This is a genomic window from Janthinobacterium sp. SUN033, from assembly GCF_030397595.1.
GTDB classification, from domain to species: domain Bacteria; phylum Pseudomonadota; class Gammaproteobacteria; order Burkholderiales; family Burkholderiaceae_D; genus Janthinobacterium; species Janthinobacterium kumbetense.
Window position 1 is genome coordinate 16,555 of the sequence record NZ_JAPQNV010000001.1, and the last position, 17,955, is coordinate 34,509.

Genomic DNA, 17,955 nt, shown 5'->3' on the forward strand with positions numbered 1-17,955 from the left:
CGACCCGGAAGTCGTCTTTTGTCGCTGCTTGCTTAACCGAGCTTTTCGAGTTGATCTTGCAAGTCCAGCCATTCCGCTTCCAGCTGCGCCAGGTCCTTGGTGAAGAAGGTCTGGTCGGCCAGCAATTGCTTCAGCTTGGCCTTGTTGGCCGCGTCGTAGATGGTCGGCTCGCCCAGCTTGGCGTCGGTTTCCGCCTTTTGCGCATTGCGCTTGGCGATCTGCTCTTCCTGGCGCTTGATCTTGTTTTCGATCGGCTTGCGCAGGGCGGCCGTTTTCTGGCGCTCTTCCGCTTCCTTGCGCTTGTCGCGCACGGGCGCGGCAGGGGCGGCAGCTACCGGCGAAGGTACGGAAGACGTCACGGGGAAGTCCGTCTTGTTGGCCTTGCCGGCGGCCGGCAGCACGTCCGTGCCCTTGCCCAGCTTGGTCTTGAACAGCCAATCCTTGTAGTCGTCCAGGTCGCCGTCGAACGGTTGCAGCTTGCCGTCGGCAACGATGATGAATTCGTCGGTGGTGGCGCGCAGCAAGTGGCGATCATGGGAAACGACGACCAGGGTGCCTTCGAACTGGGCCAGCGCTTCCGTCAGCGCTTCGCGCGTTTCCAGATCCAGATGGTTGGTCGGTTCATCGAGCAGCAGCAGGTTAGGACGCTGCCAGACGATCAGGGCCAGCGCCAGACGGGCTTTTTCGCCGCCCGAGAACGGTGCGATCGAGGCGGTGACCATGTTGCCGGGGAAGTTGAAGCCGCCGAGGAAGTTGCGCAGTTCCTGCTCGCGCACGGTCGGGGCGATCTTCGCCAGATGCCACAGCGGCGATTCGTCGTGGCGCAGCATTTCCACCTGGTGCTGGGCGAAGTAGCCGATGTTCAGGCCCTTGCCCATGGTGGCGTCGCCCGTCAGCGGCATCAGTTCGCCGGCGATGGTCTTGATCAGGGTCGATTTGCCGGCGCCATTCTGGCCCAGCAAGCCGATGCGCTGGCCGATCTGCAGCGAAAACTTGATGCCGTTGACGATGGTTTTATGCGTGATTTCGCCCGTCGCTTCGTTCTCGATCTTGTAGCCCGCATCGACGTCTTCCATCACCAGCAGCGGGTTCGGAGCCGACAGCGGCTCGCGGAATTCGAACGAGAATTCGGCGGCGGCGCGCAGTGGCGCCAGTTCTTCCATCTTCGCCAGCGCCTTCATGCGGCTTTGCGCCTGGCGGGCCTTGGACGCTTGCGCCTTGAAGCGGTTCACGAACGATTCCAGATGGGCGCGCTTGCGCTGTTGCTTTTCCAGCGCGCCGGCGGCCAGGATCATCTGCGCCGCGCGTTGGCGCTCGAAGCTCGAATAGTTGCCCGAGTAGCGTTTCAGCTTGCGCTCGTCGATATGCACGACCACGTTGACGACTTCATCGAGGAAGTCGCGGTCATGGGAAATGATCAGCAAGGTGCCGGCGTAACGCTTGAGCCAGTCTTCCAGCCAGATGATGGCGTCCAGATCCAAGTGGTTGGTCGGTTCATCGAGCAGCAGCAGGTCGGACGGGCACATCAGCGCTTGCGCCAGGTTCAGACGCATGCGCCAGCCGCCGGAGAAACTGGCCACCGGTTGCTGCATCTGGTCCAGGGTGAAGCCCAGGCCCAGCAGCAATTGCTCGCCGCGCGATTGCACGGTATACGCGTCGGCATCGGCCATGGCGCTGTAGATTTCGCCGATGGCGATACCGTTTTCCGACGTGGCAGGCTCCGACTCCAGGCGCGCCAGTTCCGCTTCCAGTTTGCGCAGGGTGACGTCGCCGTCGATCGCATAGTCGAGCGCGGCACGGTCCAGCGGCGGCGTTTCCTGCGCCACGTAAGCCACGCGCCATTTGGCCGGGAAATCGATCTCGCCCTGGTCAGGGTGCAATTCGCCACGCATCATGGCGAACAGGCTCGATTTGCCCGCGCCATTGGCTCCGATCAGGCCGATCTTGTCGCCCGGATTGAGGGTGACATCGACTTGTTCGAGCAACGGTTTGATGCCGCGCATCAGGCTTACTTGTAGGAAACGTATCATTTTTTTCTTTGTGTTGTAAATTAAGGCGCTGCGCGCTGACGCCAGCGCTTATACCAGCTTGAGCTGCTCGGCCGTCAGCAGGAAGACCATGTCGTCGCCGGCGCTCGTCGTCAGCCAGGTCAGGCCCAGCTCGCCGAAGGCCGCTTCCGCGTATGCGCGTTCGTTGCCGATTTCAATCATCAGGATGCCGTCATCCGTCAGGCGCTCGGCCGCGCCGGCGATGATCTTGCGCACCAGGTCCATGCCGTCGCTGCCGCCGTCGAGGGCGATTTGCGGTTCGGCCAGGTATTCCTGGGGCAGGGCGCCCATCGACGCGGAATTCACGTACGGCGGGTTGCTGATGATCAAATCATATTTCTTGGTCGGCACGTTCGTGTACAGGTCCGATTCGATCAGGGTGACGCGGTCTTGCAGCTTGTACGTGTCGACGTTGCGCTTGGCCACGGCCAGCGCATCGGCGGAAATGTCCACGGCGTCGACCTGGGCGTTCGGGAAGGCGTCGGCCATCATGATAGCCAGGCAGCCCGAACCGGTGCACAGTTCCAGGATGTTTTCCACGGCTTCCGGTTCCGCCACCCACGGCGAGAAGTATTCAGGGATCAGCTCGGCGATGAAGGAGCGGGGCACGATCACGCGCTCGTCGACGTAGAAGTTGTACGTGCCCAGCCAGCCTTCCTTGGTGATGTAGGCGGCCGGCACGCGGTCGATGCTGCGGCGGTCGATGACGCTCATCACGCTGGCCACTTCCGACGGCAGCAGCTTGGCGTCGAGGAACGGTTCGAGCTTGTCGAGCGGCAACTTCAACGTGTGCAGGATCAGATAGGCCGCTTCGTCGAACGCTTCGGCGCTGCCGTGGCCGAAAAACAGCTTGGCGGTATTAAAACGGGTAACGGCGTAGCGCAGCAGGTCGCGTGGCGTGGAAAACGGGTTCGGGGTCATGGCATTCTCGAAAAGACGGTGTTCTGGCCCGCCGTGACGGGCCTCGGTATTCTGGTTCAGACGGGCAGCAAATGCTCCAGGGTGCGCCGGTAAATATTCTTCAGGGGATCGATGTGGCGCAGTTCGATGTGCTCGTCAATCTTGTGAATACTGGCATTGGGCGGCCCGAATTCTATCACTTGGGGGCAGATTTGCGCGATAAACCGGCCGTCCGAGGTGCCGCCCGTGGTCGACAGCTCCGTCGTGAGGCCCGTTTCTTTCAGGATGGCGGCCGACAGCGCATCGCTCAAGGTGCCGCGCGGCGTGAGGAAGGGCAGGCCGCTCAGGGTCCACTGCAAATCGTATTGCAAGTCATGCCGGTCGAGGATGGCGTGCACCCGTTCCTGCAATCCCTCGGCCGTGCTGGCCGTGGAAAAGCGGAAATTGAAGTCGATCACCATGTCGCCCGGAATCACGTTATTCGCGCCCGTACCCGCGTTGATATTCGACATTTGCCACGAGGTGGGCAAGTAATACTCGTTGCCCGCATCCCATTTTTCCTCGACCAGGTCGGCCAGCGCCTGCGCCGCTTCGTGGATGGGATTCATTGCCAGGTGCGGGTAGGCAATGTGACCTTGCACGCCCTTGATCGTCAAACGGCCCGACAGCGAACCGCGGCGGCCGTTCTTGATCATGTCGCCCAGTTGCGCGCTCGACGTCGGTTCGCCCACCAGGCAATAGTCGATCTGCTCGCCCCGTGCCTTCAGTTGCTCGCACACGATGACGGTGCCGTCCGTGGCCGGGCCTTCCTCGTCGCTGGTGATCAGAAAGGCGATCGAACCCGTGTGCTCGGGCGTGGCGGCGATAAATTCCTCGCAGGCAATTACCATGGCGGCGATCGAGGTCTTCATGTCGGCCGCGCCACGGCCGTACAGCTTGCCGTCGCGGTGCGTGGGAATGAAGGGCAGCGAACGCCATTGTTCGACGGGGCCGGTCGGCACCACGTCCGTATGGCCGGCAAAGACGAACACGGGCGACGTGGTGCCGCGGCGCGCCCACAGATTGGTGACGTCGTTCGACTGTATCGTTTCGCAGACAAAGCCCAGCGGTGTGAGGATATCGATCAGGTGCTGCTGGCAGCCCTTGTCGTCGGGCGTGACCGAGGACAGGGCGATCAGTTTTTCGGTCAGGGCGAGGGTTTTGGAGGTGGTCATGGGTAAGGTCGTGCCGGCAACATCGTCCCGGTGGTCAACTAAGTATGGTTACAGCGAGAAAAGGGTCTGGTACTGCGCATCCGAAAACGCCACGCTGAACTGGCCATCCTTGTCCAGCACGGGGCGCTTGATGATGGACGGGTTTTCCAGCATCAAGTCCAGGGCGCTGGCCGCGTCGGTGATCGATGCTTTGCGCTCGTCGGACAGGGCGCGCCACGTCGTGCCTTTCTTGTTGACCAGCACGTCCCATGGCAATTGCGCCAGCCACGCCTCGACGGTGGCGCGTTCCAGGCCCTGCTTCTTGAAGTCGTGGAAGGTGAAATCGAGTTGTTGCGCGGCCAGCCAGGTGCGGGCCTTTTTGACGGTATCGCAGTTGGGGATACCGTAGAGTGTAATGGTCGTCATGGGTAGGGCTAAGGGGGTATGAATGCGGTTCGCTTGATCGCGGCGCTTGCGCTGGCGCGATATGCGATGTCAGCCGACATTATACAGTCGATGCGCAGTCGATGCGGCAGTGCAACAAGGTTGCATGTTCATGGCAGGTTCAGGGCCAGGCGCTGCGGATGCCCAGCAGCGTGGCGGCCTGGCCGAAGTCCGGATGGGCCGAGAGCGGCGTGGCGGACACCCGCGCGAGCTTGGGCGCGGCGCGGTGGAACAGCACCACGGCCGTTTCATCGTTTTTGTGGCGCGACATGTAGAGCATGCCGTCAACGGTGTCCGGATGCGCATGGATGGCCGCTGACCATGTCTTGGTCGTCTGGTACGACGATGTGCCGCTGAGCCCTCCATGGCCGCCCAGCTTTCTGAGGGCGGCGCCTGTCAGGTCGGCCAGGATGAGCGTTTCCCCCGTGAGCCGAATGACAAAACGCGCCCGAATCACGGCCAGTTCGATCACGAAGTGGTTATGGATGGGTTTGCGGTCATGCAGCAAGGTTTCAGCGAGGGCGACGGCCAGCGAACTACCGAGATAGCAGGTACCGAATCGGGTCGCCGCCTGTGGATGGGGATCGTCGAAGCGGTAGGTGTTTGCCCTGCCGAAATACGGTTCGCCCGTGGCATGGCCGGAGAGCCGGTACAGCGTGGCGGGATCGCAGCGCGCCGTCTGCAGCGCTGCGGGCAGTTGCGGCAGACGGGGCAGGCGCAAGATTGCCACGGTCGTGCTGTTATTCGTCTGCGTAGGCGCGGGCGGCCGCCAGCACGGCATCGAGTTTCCCTTTGGCCAGGGCCTCCAGCGGCGACTTGCCGCCCAGAGACAGGCGCGGGGCGGTAAAAAAATCCCATTTGGCGGCGCCGGGCAAGTCGCCGAGGATTTTGCTGATTTTTTCCAGGATGTGGCGGTCGTGGCGGGGATCGGCGAAAAATGCTGGATAGACATATTCTCCGGAGGCGCCGCGCAAGGCAAACAGGCGTCTGGCTTTGAGTGCCGCACTGAGCGCTTGCGGCGTGACTTCCAGCCGGGCGCGCAGTTCCGGGCCGGATAGCAAGCTGTGAGACGCCAAGTCTTTTTCACGCTGCTGCCGTTCCTGCTCTTCCAGGCCGCGCATGAATTGCCGGGTGCTGACGTGGCCGGCATGCGCGTCGACGCCGGAAACCCGGTTCAACTCCCGCTCGGCCACGATATCGAGGTCGCGCCGCATTTGCGCCAGCAGCGCGGGCCGGTCGTCGCGCGGCACGGCGTCCAGCAGCGACGCATACGCTTCCTGGAACGTATCTTGTGCAATATTAAAGCGCAAGCCGGTGGCGCTGGATGCGAGTGTGTCCGCCAGCTTGCTGGCCAGCGAGGGCGTGGCAGGCGCATGCCCGGTGTCGGCGGCGGCCTCATCGATGGTGCCGGTGTCGCCCTTGCCGGCAGGGGCGCGAGTATCCGAGGTGTTCGATGTATTCGACATGGCGCTATCCTTGAAACGCATGTTTCAGCATAGGACAGGAAGTCAAACAAAGCAAACAAAGCAAACAAAGCAAGGAAATTAAATATCTACACTTTGATGTATCGCAAACCTTGAGTGTGGCTGGCTTACACAGGCCGTGGCGCCGCCTTGCCCGATTCGGCCGGACCGAAATGCAGGCCCAGCCGCAGGGCCAAGGCGCGCAGGGCGCCGCTTTCCTGCAGGTGCAGGGCCAGCGCGATGTGGCCGTCGGGGCGCACCAGGTAGGCTGCGTCGCGGCCCAGGCCGGCCAGCTTGGCGGCGACATTGAAGGTGTAGCAATGCACGGGCAGTTTCAGCACGCGCGCTTCGTCCAGCAGTTCGGGCGCCGCTTCGCCATAGATGTGCAATTGCCAGTCCATGCTGCGCAGGGCGGTGAAATTGTCTTGCGTGCCGTCGGAGAACCACGGCAGGCGGTCGCCGCCGCGCAAGTATTCCGCGTGGCCCGCGGACAGGGCGCTGTCTTCATAGCTGATCTGGATTTGCGACACGGTCCGGAACAGCAAGCGGCGCGCCCGCCCGAAGCCGGACAGGAAGGGCAGCGCGTGCGGCACCAGCCAGCGGCGCAGGAATTGCCCGGCGATGCCTTGCGCGACGATGGCCTGGAAGGCGCGGTCGGTGGTGGCGACGAGCTTGCGGGCAAACACGATGCGCTCGCTTTCATAGGTGTCGAGCAGGGCGTCGTTGCTTTGTCCCCGCAGCTTTTGCGCCAGTTTCCAGGCCAGGTTGACGGCGTCGCCCAGGCCCGTGTTCATGCCCTGGCCGCCCACGGGGCTGTGCAGGTGGGCCGCGTCGCCGAGGATGAAGCAGCGCCGCTCGCGAAACTGTGCCGCCACCCGGTGATGCACTTTATACGTGGAAAACCAGTTCACGTGCTCGACCTGGATATTCAGCAAGCTTTCCACCTGTTCCCGCACGTCGTCGAAGACGGGCGCGGGCGCGCCTTCCGGGCGGTCGGGCAGGATGCCGATCAGGCGCTGCATGCCGCTGGTGCGCACGGGCAACATCAGCGCAAAAGAGTTCGCGCCCAGGTGAGCGTGCAAATCCGTATTCTTGCCGGCCACTTGCGCATCGGCCACGTAATACAGGTGGTCGTAGGTGCCGCCGGAGAACGCGAAGCCGGCGATTTCGCGCACCTTGCTGCGCGCGCCGTCGCAGCCGCAAATATAGTTAAACGTGCAATATTGTCGCTCGCCATTGTTGAGCAGGATGGCTTGCACTTCGCTATCGTCCTGCGTCCACAGGTCCAGCGCGACGTTCCATTCCACATGCACGCCGGCCGCCGCCAGCTTGCTGATAAGAAAGCGTTCATGCTCGTCCTGGGGCAGGCTCAGCACGAAGGGGTAGGGACTCAGGCCTTCGCCGATCTCGCCCAGCGCCAGTTTCACCAGCTCCTCGCCGCCTTCGTGGATGTGCATGGCATTGATCTTGATGCCCAGGCTGACGAGTTCGTCGGCAAAGCCCAGCTGCTGGTAAAACTCCAGGGTGCGCGCATGCACGGCCATGGCCCGCGACGCCTGGCCCGGTCCGCTGTTTTTATCGATGATGCGGCAATCGACGCCATGGCGCGCCAGGCGCAAGGCAAGCATGAGGCCGGTAGGACCGGCGCCGACGATCAATACGGGAGGAGTATTCATGCCATCCAGTATAGGACAGGATGGGTGATGGCTGCGCGACGATTGAAGTTGCTATCTGGAAATGAAAATGTCCCGCCGGGGCGGGACATTCAGGGGGCTACGTGCACCTTGCGGCGCAGTATTTAGATGCCGCGCAAGAGTTCGTTGATGCCGGTCTTGGCGCGGGTCTTCGCATCCACGCGCTTGACGATCACGGCGCAGTACAGCGAGTACTTGCCGTCTTCCGAAGGCAGGTTGCCCGAGACCACGACGGAGCCGGCTGGCACGCGGCCGTAGGTGACTTCGCCCGTGGCGCGGTCGTAGATCTTGGTCGACTGGCCGATGTACACGCCCATCGAGATGACCGAGTTTTCCTCGACGATCACGCCTTCGACGATTTCCGAACGGGCGCCGATGAAGCAGTTGTCTTCGATGATGGTCGGGTTCGCTTGCATCGGTTCCAGCACGCCGCCGATGCCGACGCCGCCGGACAGGTGGACGTTCTTGCCGATTTGCGCGCAGGAACCGACGGTGGCCCAGGTGTCGACCATGGCGCCTTCATCGACGTAGGCGCCGATGTTGACGTAGGAAGGCATCAGCACGACGTTCTTGGCGATGAAGCTGCCGCGGCGGGCGACGGCTGGCGGCACCACGCGGAAACCGCCCTTGGCGAAGTCTTCCTTGGTGTAGTTGGCGAACTTGGTCGGGACCTTGTCGTAGAACTGCATCGTGCCGTCCGATGGCAGGACGACGTTGTCTTCCAGGCGGAACGACAGCAGCACGGCTTTCTTGACCCACTGGTTGACGACCCAGTCGCCCGAGGTTTTTTCCGCCACGCGGATGCTGCCGTTGTCTAGGCCATTGATGACGTGGGAGACGGCGTCGCGCAGTTCGGCCGTGCCGTTGCCCGGATTGATCTCGGCGCGGTTTTCCCAGGCCTGGTCGATGATGTTTTGCAGTTGTTGGCTCATGATGATGTCTTATTAGTGAGTTAATGCGGATGCGGAAAGCTGCTGGCAGAATTTTACTATGCGTAAGGCCGCTTCCAGCCCTTCGGCCGTTTCGGCCACGAGGGCCATGCGGATGCGGTTGCGGCCCGGATTGATGCCGTGCGCGTCGCGCGCCAGGTAGCTGCCAGGCAATACCGTCACATTATATTCGGCGTACAGGCGTTGCGCGAATTCGGTGTCGGACAGGCCCGTGCGGCTGACGTCGGCCCACAGGTAGAAGCCGGCGTCCGGCAATTGCACGTCCATCACCGATTGCAGCAGCGGCGTGATGGCGTCGAACTTGGCGCGGTACTTGGCGCGATTTTCCTCGACATGGGTTTCGTCGTTCCAGGCCGCGACGGAGGCCGCCTGCACGGCAGGGCTCATGGCGCCGCCGTGGTAGGTTCGGTAAAGCAGGAATTTTTTCAATACTTCGGCATCGCCGGCGACAAAGCCCGAGCGCATGCCCGGCACGTTCGAACGCTTCGACAGGCTGGAAAACACCACCAGGCGCGCATACGGGCGCTCGATGGTGGACAGGCCCAGCATGTGCGCCGCCTGCAGCGCGCCCAGCGGCGGCGTGTCGCCGTGGTAAATCTCGGAATAGCACTCGTCGGCGGCGATGACGAAATCGTAGCGCTCGGACAGGGCGAACAGATGTTCCCAGTCCGTCAGGCTCAGCACGGCGCCCGTCGGGTTGCCTGGCGAGCACAAAAACAGCAGCTTGACCTTTTCCCACACGTTGGCCGGTACGCTGTCGTAGTCGCAGCCGAAATTGCGCGCCGGGTCGGAATTGACGAAATACGGTTCGGCGCCGGCCAGGTAGGCCGCGCCCTCATAGATCTGGTAAAACGGATTCGGGCTGATCACCAGCGAACCTGCGGCCGGATCGATCACCGTTTGCGCCAGCGCAAACAACGCTTCGCGCGAACCGTTCACGGGCAGGATTTGCGTGGCAGGATTGAGCTTGGGGATGCCATAGCGGCGCTCGAGCCAGCCGGCGATGGCTGTACGCAAGGCTTCCGAACCGATGGTGGTCGGATAGCTGGCCAGGCCATGGATATTGTCGACCAATGCCTGCTCGATGAAAGCCGGCGTCGGATGCTTGGGTTCGCCCATGCCCAGGCTGATGGGCGCATACTCGGGATTGACCGTCACGCCGGCAAACAGCTGGCGCAGCTTTTCAAAGGGATATGGTTGCAGTTTAGCAAGAAGTGGATTCACGGAACGGACCAGGGCAAGAGTGGAAAGACGATGTTGCTCAGCGATTGCTAGGCGATTGCTTGGCGCGGCAGACTTGATGCCGGTCAAATAATGAGCCGCGTCTTTCATTATAGCCGTCCTCGCGGGGCCGCTGTGCAAGCCACATCGGCGTGAGGGCTGCCCGGCTTGCCACGGCATGCCGCAGCGGGGAGTGCCATGCCATGGCGCGGCAAGGTAAAATACGCTATGTCTACCTTACTTCCCACCCTGCTTGCCATTGAAACCTCGTCCGAACTCGCCTCCTGCGCCTTGTTGCGCGGCGATGTCGTCCTGTCCCGCGCGTCGTCGGGCGTGCGCACCCATTCCCAGTCCATCTTGCCGATGGTGCAGGAATTGCTCGCTGAAGCGGGCGTGACCCTGGCCGACGTCGACGCCATCGCCTACGGCTCCGGCCCCGGCTCGTTTACGGGCGTGCGCACGGCTTGCGGCATCGCGCAGGGCCTGGCCTATGGTGCCAAGCTGCCTGTCGTGCCCGTCGTCACCCTCGACGCCATGGCGCTCGCGTGCCACCAGCAGCATGGCGCGCAACGCATCGTGACCGTGCTCGACGCCCGCATGGGCGAAGTGTACTGGGCGCAATATGATTACCAGGATGGCTTGCAGATTGTTGCGCCACCAGCCCTGAGCGCGCCGGCCGGCGTGGCGCCACAAGGTGACGTGGCCGCTTGCGGCAACGGTTTCAGTGCATACGCCGAAGCGCTGGCCGTGCTGCCGTGCGCCGCGACTGCCGACGCCGCCATCATGCCGCACGCCGTGCAAGTGGCGCAGCTGGCGCGCATCGCCTTTGCTGCCGGCCAGTTCGTGACGGCGGCCGAGGCGCAGCCTTTGTATTTGCGCAACAAGATCGCCTTTACCAGCGCGGAACGGCAAGAGATGCAACAGGCCAAGGCCGCTGCGGAGTCCGCGCAATGAGTGTGGCGGACCAGGACCGCGCTGCCGGCTGGGACTTGCTGCGCCTCGACTATCAGCCGATGGCCGAAGCGGACTTGACCGAGGTGCTGGCGCTGGAGCAGCGCGTGTATCCGCATCCCTGGACGCACGGCAACTTTGTCGATTCGCTCAAAAGCGGATATCCGGCCTGGGTGCTGCGCGACGTGGATGGCACCCTGCTCGGCTACTTTTTGCTGATGCTGGTCGTCGACGAGGCGCACTTGCTCAACGTGGCCGTCGAAGGCGCCATCCAGGGCCAGGGACTGGGCCGCTTCCTGCTGAACCAGTCCTGCGCCTGCGCGCGCCAGCTGGGCATGGAATCGATGCTGCTGGAAGTGCGCCCGTCGAACGTGCGCGCGCTCGATATTTACCAGCGCTATGGATTTGAACAGATCGGCCGGCGCAAGGGATACTATCCGGCCAGTAACTCGCAACGTGAGGACGCCATCGTGATGCGTTATACCTTATGAGCCGCAGCGCCGTTTTCCTCGATGAAATGGGCGTCGGCCCCCTGTGGCGCTTGCGCCAAGGTGGCGCAGCCGAGGCCGCTGAAGCGGCTGACGTTGCCGAGATCGTGGAAGCAGCAGCGGCACCGGTGGCCGCCGTGCTTGAAGCTGCCGCGCCGCCCGTACCCGCAGCTGAGGTTGTTACTGAGGTGAAAGCCGTTGACGTTGCTGCGTCTGTCGCTCCCGCTCCTGCCACGCCTGCCGCTCCCGCCGCTCCCGCCGCATCGGACGATACGGCCTGGTTCGACGATGCGCCGCCACCGCCGCCCGCCAGACAGCTGAGCGATATGGATATCGCCGCCCTCGACTGGGATGGCTTGACGGCGGCCGTCGCCAAGTGCGCGCGCTGCGACCTGTGCAAGACGCGCAAGGGCGTCGTCATGGGCCGCGGCGACTGCCAGGGCAATTGGCTGATGCTGGCCAGCAGCCCGTCGCGCCTGGAAGAGCGGGAAGGGCGCGCCTTGCCGGGCGAGCAGGGCAAATTGCTCGACAATATGCTGAAAGCCATCGCCGTCGATGCGGATCGCGATGTGTACATCACGCACTTGCTGAAATGCCGTCCGCTCGACGAGGCGGGCCAGGAACGCTTGCCGACAGAAGCCGAGTCCGCCGCCTGCCGCCCGTATTTCGAGCGCGAACTGGCCTTGCTGCAGCCACGCACCATTTTGACGCTCGGCTCGATGGCCGCCGCCGGCATCAATCCCGGCGAAAAACCCGTGCGCGGCACCGTGCGCCAGCTGGGCAAGGCTGCCGTTGTGGCCACTTTCCACCCGGAAATGCTGCTGCAGGACGAGACGGGCAAGGCCAAGGCGCGCGCCTGGGCCGATCTGTGCCTGGCGAAAAGCACGCACGGTGATTCGCACGGTGAGTGATGCGGCCGCTGGCGCCTTCCAGGCCCGCTTCGAGCGCCGCTGGGGGCATCTGACGCACCCCCGCGTGCGTGCGCTGGCCTGGCTGCTCGACTCGCCCGACTTGCTGGACCCGGCCAGCTCCCACTGGGGCGGGCGCATCGCCAGCCTCGCGCCCGTCTCGCCTTCTGTTATTAGCTGGCTGGGCGCGCTGCAAGACGATCCGTCGCCGCTCGATGCGGCGCTGGGGCCGAAATTCTATTCCCGCCTGGGCCTGTACGCTGAAAAGCTGCTGGCCTTTTATTTTGAGCAACACGGACTGCTGCAAGCGCATGGCTTGCAAGTGCAGGTGAACCGCAACGACACGGTGGGCGAGTTCGATTTCCTGCTGCGCGATGGGGCGCAGGGTGACGCGTTGCTGCACTGGGAATTCGCCACCAAGTTCTACCTGCTCGAAGGCGCGCCCGATCCCGGTGTCTTCAATCACTTGATCGGCCCCAACCTGGCCGATACCCTGGGATTGAAGATGCGCAAGATCCTCGACAAGCAACTGGCTTTGTCCCGCCATCCGGCCGCGCAAACCCTGCTGGCGCAGCCCGTGCGGGCGGCGCAGGCGCTGGTCAAGGGCTGGCTGTTTTATGCACCGGACGCCACGCCCGCCCTGGACGGTATTTCCCAGGATCATGGACACGGCTTCTGGTGCGCGCCCACACAATTGCCGGCGCAGCGCTATGTCGTGCTGCCGCGATTGCAATGGCTGGCGCCGTTCAAGGGCCGCGACGTGGAAGTGCTGGATGTGGATGCCTTGCGTGCGCGCTTGTTTGATCTGGCGCAACCGGTGATGGTGGCCACGGTGGATAATGTCGAAGGCTGGGAAGTGGAGCGCACGCGTGGTTTTGTCGTGCCGCCTGACTGGACGGAGCAGGCTGCCGCGCGGCGGCTGGCTGGCATGCTGCCAGCGTAATCCTGGGGGCTGATCCGCTGGATCAGCCCCCGAAATTAATGCTTTTGCTCGCCAATCAAGGAAAGATTGTCGTGCTCGGCCTGGTTCAGCTTGTGCTTGCGCATGATCATGTACATGGTGCCGGCGACGAACAGGCCGAACAGGGTAATGATGATGTTCAGCGGCAGGTGCAAGCGGATCATGATCGAATACACGGCCAGCATGGTCAGAATCGACAGGTTTTCATTGAAGTTCTGCACGGCGATGGAATGGCCTGCGCTCATCAGCACGTGGCCGCGATGTTGCAGCAGAGCATTCATGGGTACGACAAAGAAGCCGGACAGGGCGCCGATCAGTATCAGCAGCGGGTAGGCGATCCATACGGAATGTACTTGCGTCATCATCATGACGATCACGCCCATGGCGATGCCCAGTGGAATGACGGTCAGCGATTTGCGCAACGGAATGAAGCGGGCCGACAGCACGGCGCCGGCGGCCACGCCGATGGCGACCACGCCGACCAGGCTTGTTGCCTTGTCGAACGGCATGTTCAACGATTGCTTGGCCCATTCCAGCACGATCAGTTGCAAGGTGGCGCCAGCGCCCCAGAACAGGGTCGTCACGGCCAGGGTGATCTGGCCCAGCTTGTCTTTCCACAGGATGGAATAGCAATTGGCAAAATCAGTAATGAGTTTGATAGGATTGCGTTCCTGGTGCGGATATACGCAGCCCGTGTCGGGAATCTTCAGGTTGGCCAGGGTCGCCAGCACATAAATGCCGACCACCACGCACAGGGCCGCTTCCGTCTTGTTGGTGATGCCCGTGTCGATCAGGGGGAAGTCGAAGGATAGCAGCATGTCGGACACGTGGCCGCTGACGAGCGCGCCGCCCATGACGGTGCCGAGGATGATGGAGGTGACGGTCAAGCCTTCGATCCAGCCATTCGCCGCCACGAGCTTTTCCGGCGGCAGCAGTTCCGTCAGGATGCCGTATTTGGCGGGCGAGTACACGGCCGCGCCAAAACCGACGACGGCGTAGGCCAGCAGCGGGTGTACGTGGAAGAAGACGAGGGCGCAGCCGAAGATCTTGACCATGTTGGCGATGAACATGACCTTGCCTTTTGGCAATGCATCTGCGAAGGCGCCGACAAAAGCGGCCAACAGCACGTAAAACAGCACGAACGACAGTTTGAGCAGCGGCGTGATCCACGCCGGGGATTTCATGGACACCAATAAATCGACGGCGACAAAAAAGAGGGCGTTATCTGCCAGCGAGGAAAAGAACTGCGCCGCCATGATGGTATAAAAACCACGATTCATTCTGGATTGCCTGAAATCATATCTGGCTTGCTTTATACCACGAAAAAACGGCAAACCCCAAGTTTGGAAGGGGCCGCTTTGCATACTCTTGCCTAAGCGAACCTTAATTTTTCTGCCGTAGAAAAATACACATACATGTGAGCATTTTATAAATGATGTCCTCTGCATACGACCTTGGGCGTCTGCCGTGTCCGCGTACTGTGCATCCGGTAAAATACGGCTTTCCCACCCGCCGTGAACGATGCATATGCCCAGGCCCCTTCTCGCCACCATCCATCTCGATGCCATGCAACACAATCTGGCGCGCGCCCGTGCCGGCGCCCGCGGCGCCAAGGTGTGGGCCGTCGTCAAGGCAAATGCCTATGGCCATGGCCTGGAACGGGCCATGCGGGGCTTTGCCGGGGCCGATGGCCTGGCGCTGGTCGAGGTCGACTACGCCGTGCGTCTGCGCGAACTGGGCTGGACCAAGCCCATCTTGCTGCTGGAAGGTTTTTTTGACGCCAGCGATTTGCCCGTCATGGCGCAATATGGCTTGAACGGCAGCGTGCATTGCGAGGAACAGATCGCCCTGCTGGCAGCGGCGCGCCTGCCGCACGCCATCGATGTACACCTGAAAATGAATACGGGCATGAACCGCCTGGGCTTCACTCCGGACGCCGTGGCGGGGGCATATGCGCGCCTGCGCGCCATGCCGCATATCGGCACGATCACCCTGATGACGCATTTCGCCAACGCGGACGAGGCGGCGCCCACGCGCTTGCCCCTGGAGCAGCAGATGCTGCGTTTCGAAGCGGGCGCGGCCAGCATTGGTGTGCCCTTGCCGCGCAGCCTGTGCAATTCGGCCGGCGTGCTGCTGCACCACCTGGACAGCGACTGGGTGCGCCCCGGCATCATGCTGTACGGCGGCACGCCCAGCGGCGCTCCCGGCGGCACGTCGGCGCAGGCGTTCGGCTTGCTGCCCACCATGACCTTGCGCAGCAGCATCATCGGCATCCAGGATATTGCCGTCGGCGAAGTGGTGGGTTACGGCAGCCGCTACGAAGCGGCCGGCAATATCAAGGTGGGCGTGGTGGCGTGCGGCTATGCGGACGGCTACCCGCGCCATGCGCCCGAAGGCACGCCCGTGCTCGTCGACGGCGTGCGCACGGGACTCATCGGCAGGGTGTCGATGGACATGCTGATGGTCGACCTGACGCACGTGCCCGGTGCAAAAGTCGGCAGTGCCGTCACCTTGTGGGGCCAGGGCATGCCGATCGACGAGGTGGCCCTGGCCGCCGGCACCATCGGCTATGAGCTGATGTGCGCGCTGGCGCCGCGCGTGCCCGTGGTCGAAGCGACACAGTGACGGCGGCCCGCCGTTTGTATATACTGTATATATAGACAGCAGTTTCACCTTACCCGGGCAAAGTACACCATGGCAAAAGTCAAGACCATCTACACCTGCAGCGATTGCGGCGCCATCAGCAACAAATGGATGGGGCAGTGCACCTCGTGCAACCAGTGGAATACCATGGTGGAAACCCTGCCAGAGACGGGCGGCAACAACCGCTATTCGAACCCGCAGCACATGTCGCTGGCGCAGACGGCGCCCGTGCTGTCGCTCGACGATATCGACGCCATCGACGTGCCCCGCTTCGGCACGGGCATCGAGGAATTCGACCGCGTGCTGGGCGGCGGCATGGTGGCGGGCGGTGTCGTGCTGATCGGCGGCGACCCCGGCATCGGCAAGTCGACCCTGCTGCTGCAGGCGCTGGCCAATATGTCGCACCACAAGCGCGTGCTGTACGTCAGCGGCGAGGAATCGGGCGCGCAGATCGCCCTGCGCGCCAAGCGCCTCGTCATCGACGCCAAGGAACTCAAACTGCAGGCCGAGATCCAACTGGAAAAGATTCTCGCCACCCTGGCCGATTTGAAACCGGAAGTGGTGGTGATCGACTCCATCCAGACCGTGTATTCGGACGCGCTCAGCTCGGCGCCCGGTTCCGTGGCGCAAGTGCGCGAATGCGCGGCCCAGCTCACGCGCGCGGCCAAGCAGACGGGCGTGACCATCATTCTGGTCGGCCACGTGACGAAAGAGGGCGCGCTGGCCGGCCCCCGCGTGCTCGAACACATCGTCGACACGGTGCTGTACTTCGAGGGCGATGCGCACTCCAGCTTCCGCCTCGTGCGCGCCATCAAGAACCGTTTCGGCGCCGTCAATGAACTGGGCGTGTTCGCCATGACGGAAAAGGGCTTGAAAGGGGTGTCGAACCCGTCCGCGCTGTTCCTGTCGCAGCACGACAACCAGGTGCCGGGCTCGTGCGTGATGGTGACGCAGGAGGGCACGCGCCCGCTGCTGGTGGAAATCCAGGCCCTGGTCGATACGAGCCATTTGCCGAATGCGCGCCGCTTGTCCGTCGGCCTGGAGCAGAACCGCCTGGCCATGCTGCTGGCCGTGGCGCACCGCCACGCGGGCATCGCCGCCTTCGACCAGGATGTGTTCATCAACGCCGTCGGCGGCGTGAAGATCACGGAACCGGCGGCCGACCTGGCCGTGTTGCTGGCGATTAACTCGTCGATGCGCAACAAGCCGCTGCCGCGAGGCCTGGTGGTGTTTGGCGAAGTGGGGCTGGCCGGCGAAATCCGTCCCGCGCCACGGGGCCAGGAGCGCTTGCGCGAAGCGGCCAAGCTGGGCTTTACCCTGGCCGTGGTGCCCAAGTCGAACTTGCCCAAGCAAGTCATCGAGGGCCTCAAGGTCATCGGCGTCGAGCGCATCGATGAAGCGTTCAACAAGCTGCGCGACCACGAGTAAAAGTTGGTATGGTTTAAATGCCAAGCTTGAGACAAGTCAAACAAAATTTCCGTTTAGAACTATAATATTTGTCCGATGGATGCGCCTCGCGCATCCGCATCGACAATGCATAGATAGAGAAGCGGAATACAGTGTCAGTTGAGCAAAGGCAGGGCGCACGCAAGATATTGCGTGCCAAGGCAATGTTGGTAATGGATGGCGCGGGCCCCGTGGCGGCGCGCACCCTCGACGTGGGGCCGGGCGGCATGTCGGCCGTCATCGCGGAACCGGTGCCGACAGGCAAGAAGGGCAAGGTGCTGTTCGAATTGTTTTACGATGGCGCGGCGCACATCATCGAGGCGCGCGTGGCCGTCTCGCACTGCATTTTCAGCAGTGCCGGTTTCAAGGTGGGACTCACTTTCCAGCAGCTGGACATGGCCGTCAGCAGCGCCATTTCGAAATTCATGCGCTGAGGCACGTCCGCGATAGGCGGCAGGTGAAATGCGCTAAAATGGTGCATATGGGTTTGCAGTCAGGAAAAACCTGTTCTGTTCGCTGTTTTGATATTCCGGTAATACTGCATAATTATCAACCAGAAGAGGGACCTTGCCGCGCCACGCGCGCCTGCCGTCCGTTTCCAGCGCAGCACGGTCACGACCTGAACCGTGTGCCATGACCTTACAC

17 protein-coding genes are annotated in these 17,955 nt (G+C 62.7%); 7 read left to right on the forward strand and 10 right to left on the reverse strand.

Annotated elements, in window-relative coordinates; genetic code table 11:
• Positions 1 to 32: 32 nt before the first annotated feature.
• The 9 genes from OX460_RS00090 to dapC all read right to left on the reverse strand — a co-directional run bounded on the left by OX460_RS00090 (position 33) and on the right by dapC (position 9,916).
• Positions 33 to 2,030: an ATP-binding cassette domain-containing protein gene (locus OX460_RS00090; protein WP_289897235.1), complete on the reverse strand. Its 1,998-nt coding sequence runs from the start codon at positions 2,028 to 2,030 to the stop codon at positions 33 to 35.
• A gap of 48 nt (positions 2,031 to 2,078) precedes the next feature.
• Positions 2,079 to 2,969: a 50S ribosomal protein L3 N(5)-glutamine methyltransferase gene (prmB, locus tag OX460_RS00095; RefSeq protein WP_251351629.1), complete on the reverse strand. Its 891-nt coding sequence runs from the start codon at positions 2,967 to 2,969 to the stop codon at positions 2,079 to 2,081.
• A 56-nt stretch (positions 2,970 to 3,025) separates the two neighbouring features.
• Positions 3,026 to 4,162 (reverse strand): succinyl-diaminopimelate desuccinylase, encoded by a 1,137-nt coding sequence (gene dapE / locus OX460_RS00100; RefSeq protein WP_289897236.1) that lies wholly within the window; start codon positions 4,160 to 4,162, stop codon positions 3,026 to 3,028.
• Positions 4,163 to 4,210: 48 nt separating this feature from the next.
• Complete coding sequence (locus OX460_RS00105) at positions 4,211 to 4,567, reverse strand: ArsC family reductase (RefSeq protein ID WP_289897237.1); 357 nt, start codon at positions 4,565 to 4,567, stop codon at positions 4,211 to 4,213.
• A 139-nt stretch (positions 4,568 to 4,706) separates the two neighbouring features.
• Entirely contained in the window at positions 4,707 to 5,315 is a 609-nt protein-coding gene (locus OX460_RS00110; protein ID WP_289897238.1) for an RES family NAD+ phosphorylase, read from the reverse strand.
• A gap of 10 nt (positions 5,316 to 5,325) precedes the next feature.
• Positions 5,326 to 6,051 carry a hypothetical protein gene (locus tag OX460_RS00115; RefSeq protein ID WP_289897239.1) on the reverse strand — a complete coding sequence of 242 codons (726 nt, stop codon included), beginning with the start codon at positions 6,049 to 6,051 and terminating at the stop codon, positions 5,326 to 5,328.
• A gap of 125 nt (positions 6,052 to 6,176) precedes the next feature.
• Entirely contained in the window at positions 6,177 to 7,724 is a 1,548-nt protein-coding gene (locus tag OX460_RS00120) for an FAD-dependent oxidoreductase (RefSeq protein ID WP_251351626.1), read from the reverse strand.
• Positions 7,725 to 7,846: 122 nt separating this feature from the next.
• Positions 7,847 to 8,674 carry a 2,3,4,5-tetrahydropyridine-2,6-dicarboxylate N-succinyltransferase gene (gene dapD / locus OX460_RS00125; protein WP_070282206.1) on the reverse strand — a complete coding sequence of 276 codons (828 nt, stop codon included), beginning with the start codon at positions 8,672 to 8,674 and terminating at the stop codon, positions 7,847 to 7,849.
• 12 nt (positions 8,675 to 8,686) lie between these two features.
• Positions 8,687 to 9,916, reverse strand: coding sequence for a succinyldiaminopimelate transaminase (dapC, locus tag OX460_RS00130; RefSeq protein WP_289897240.1), 1,230 nt, complete (start codon positions 9,914 to 9,916; stop codon positions 8,687 to 8,689).
• A 225-nt stretch (positions 9,917 to 10,141) separates the two neighbouring features.
• Between dapC and tsaB the strand changes: the two genes are divergently transcribed.
• The 4 genes from tsaB to OX460_RS00150 are packed head-to-tail and all read left to right on the forward strand — an operon-like array spanning position 10,142 to position 13,203.
• Positions 10,142 to 10,867, forward strand: coding sequence for a tRNA (adenosine(37)-N6)-threonylcarbamoyltransferase complex dimerization subunit type 1 TsaB (gene tsaB / locus OX460_RS00135; RefSeq protein WP_289897241.1), 726 nt, complete (start codon positions 10,142 to 10,144; stop codon positions 10,865 to 10,867).
• Positions 10,864 to 11,355: a ribosomal protein S18-alanine N-acetyltransferase gene (gene rimI, locus OX460_RS00140; RefSeq protein WP_099667211.1), complete on the forward strand. Its 492-nt coding sequence runs from the start codon at positions 10,864 to 10,866 to the stop codon at positions 11,353 to 11,355. Before tsaB ends, rimI begins: the two co-directional genes overlap by 4 nt.
• Positions 11,352 to 12,263 (forward strand): uracil-DNA glycosylase, encoded by a 912-nt coding sequence (locus OX460_RS00145; RefSeq protein WP_289897242.1) that lies wholly within the window; start codon positions 11,352 to 11,354, stop codon positions 12,261 to 12,263. Before rimI ends, OX460_RS00145 begins: the two co-directional genes overlap by 4 nt.
• Positions 12,247 to 13,203 carry a DUF1853 family protein gene (locus OX460_RS00150; RefSeq protein ID WP_289898393.1) on the forward strand — a complete coding sequence of 319 codons (957 nt, stop codon included), beginning with the start codon at positions 12,247 to 12,249 and terminating at the stop codon, positions 13,201 to 13,203. Before OX460_RS00145 ends, OX460_RS00150 begins: the two co-directional genes overlap by 17 nt.
• 35 nt (positions 13,204 to 13,238) lie before the next feature.
• Here the strand turns inward: OX460_RS00150 and lplT are convergent, their stop codons facing one another.
• Positions 13,239 to 14,501: a lysophospholipid transporter LplT gene (gene lplT / locus OX460_RS00155; protein ID WP_034779369.1), complete on the reverse strand. Its 1,263-nt coding sequence runs from the start codon at positions 14,499 to 14,501 to the stop codon at positions 13,239 to 13,241.
• A gap of 247 nt (positions 14,502 to 14,748) precedes the next feature.
• Between lplT and alr the strand changes: the two genes are divergently transcribed.
• The 3 genes from alr (at position 14,749) to OX460_RS00170 (ending at position 17,744) form a co-directional block, all read left to right on the forward strand.
• Entirely contained in the window at positions 14,749 to 15,846 is a 1,098-nt protein-coding gene (gene alr, locus OX460_RS00160; protein WP_289897243.1) for an alanine racemase, read from the forward strand.
• Between the two features lie 69 nt (positions 15,847 to 15,915).
• Positions 15,916 to 17,292, forward strand: a complete 1,377-nt coding sequence (gene radA / locus OX460_RS00165) for a DNA repair protein RadA (protein ID WP_099667214.1) — start codon at positions 15,916 to 15,918, stop codon at positions 17,290 to 17,292.
• 131 nt (positions 17,293 to 17,423) lie between these two features.
• Positions 17,424 to 17,744 (forward strand): PilZ domain-containing protein, encoded by a 321-nt coding sequence (locus OX460_RS00170; protein ID WP_289897244.1) that lies wholly within the window; start codon positions 17,424 to 17,426, stop codon positions 17,742 to 17,744.
• Positions 17,745 to 17,955 lie beyond the last annotated feature (211 nt).

Excerpts from the sequence above, each read along its gene's own strand:
- dapE (WP_289897236.1), bottom strand. The coding sequence starts at position 4,162 with ATGACCACCTCCAAAACCCTCGCCCTGACCGAAAAACTGATCGCCCTG.
- alr (WP_289897243.1), top strand. The coding sequence starts at position 14,749 with ATGCCCAGGCCCCTTCTCGCCACCATCCATCTCGATGCCATGCAACAC.
- OX460_RS00120 (WP_251351626.1), bottom strand. The coding sequence starts at position 7,724 with ATGAATACTCCTCCCGTATTGATCGTCGGCGCCGGTCCTACCGGCCTC.
- OX460_RS00145 (WP_289897242.1), top strand. The coding sequence starts at position 11,352 with ATGAGCCGCAGCGCCGTTTTCCTCGATGAAATGGGCGTCGGCCCCCTG.
- lplT (WP_034779369.1), bottom strand. The coding sequence starts at position 14,501 with ATGAATCGTGGTTTTTATACCATCATGGCGGCGCAGTTCTTTTCCTCG.
- prmB (WP_251351629.1), bottom strand. The coding sequence starts at position 2,969 with ATGACCCCGAACCCGTTTTCCACGCCACGCGACCTGCTGCGCTACGCC.
- OX460_RS00115 (WP_289897239.1), bottom strand. The coding sequence starts at position 6,051 with ATGTCGAATACATCGAACACCTCGGATACTCGCGCCCCTGCCGGCAAG.
- dapD (WP_070282206.1), bottom strand. The coding sequence starts at position 8,674 with ATGAGCCAACAACTGCAAAACATCATCGACCAGGCCTGGGAAAACCGC.
- OX460_RS00090 (WP_289897235.1), bottom strand. The coding sequence starts at position 2,030 with ATGATACGTTTCCTACAAGTAAGCCTGATGCGCGGCATCAAACCGTTG.
- rimI (WP_099667211.1), top strand. The coding sequence starts at position 10,864 with ATGAGTGTGGCGGACCAGGACCGCGCTGCCGGCTGGGACTTGCTGCGC.
- OX460_RS00105 (WP_289897237.1), bottom strand. The coding sequence starts at position 4,567 with ATGACGACCATTACACTCTACGGTATCCCCAACTGCGATACCGTCAAA.
- radA (WP_099667214.1), top strand. The coding sequence starts at position 15,916 with ATGGCAAAAGTCAAGACCATCTACACCTGCAGCGATTGCGGCGCCATC.
- tsaB (WP_289897241.1), top strand. The coding sequence starts at position 10,142 with ATGTCTACCTTACTTCCCACCCTGCTTGCCATTGAAACCTCGTCCGAA.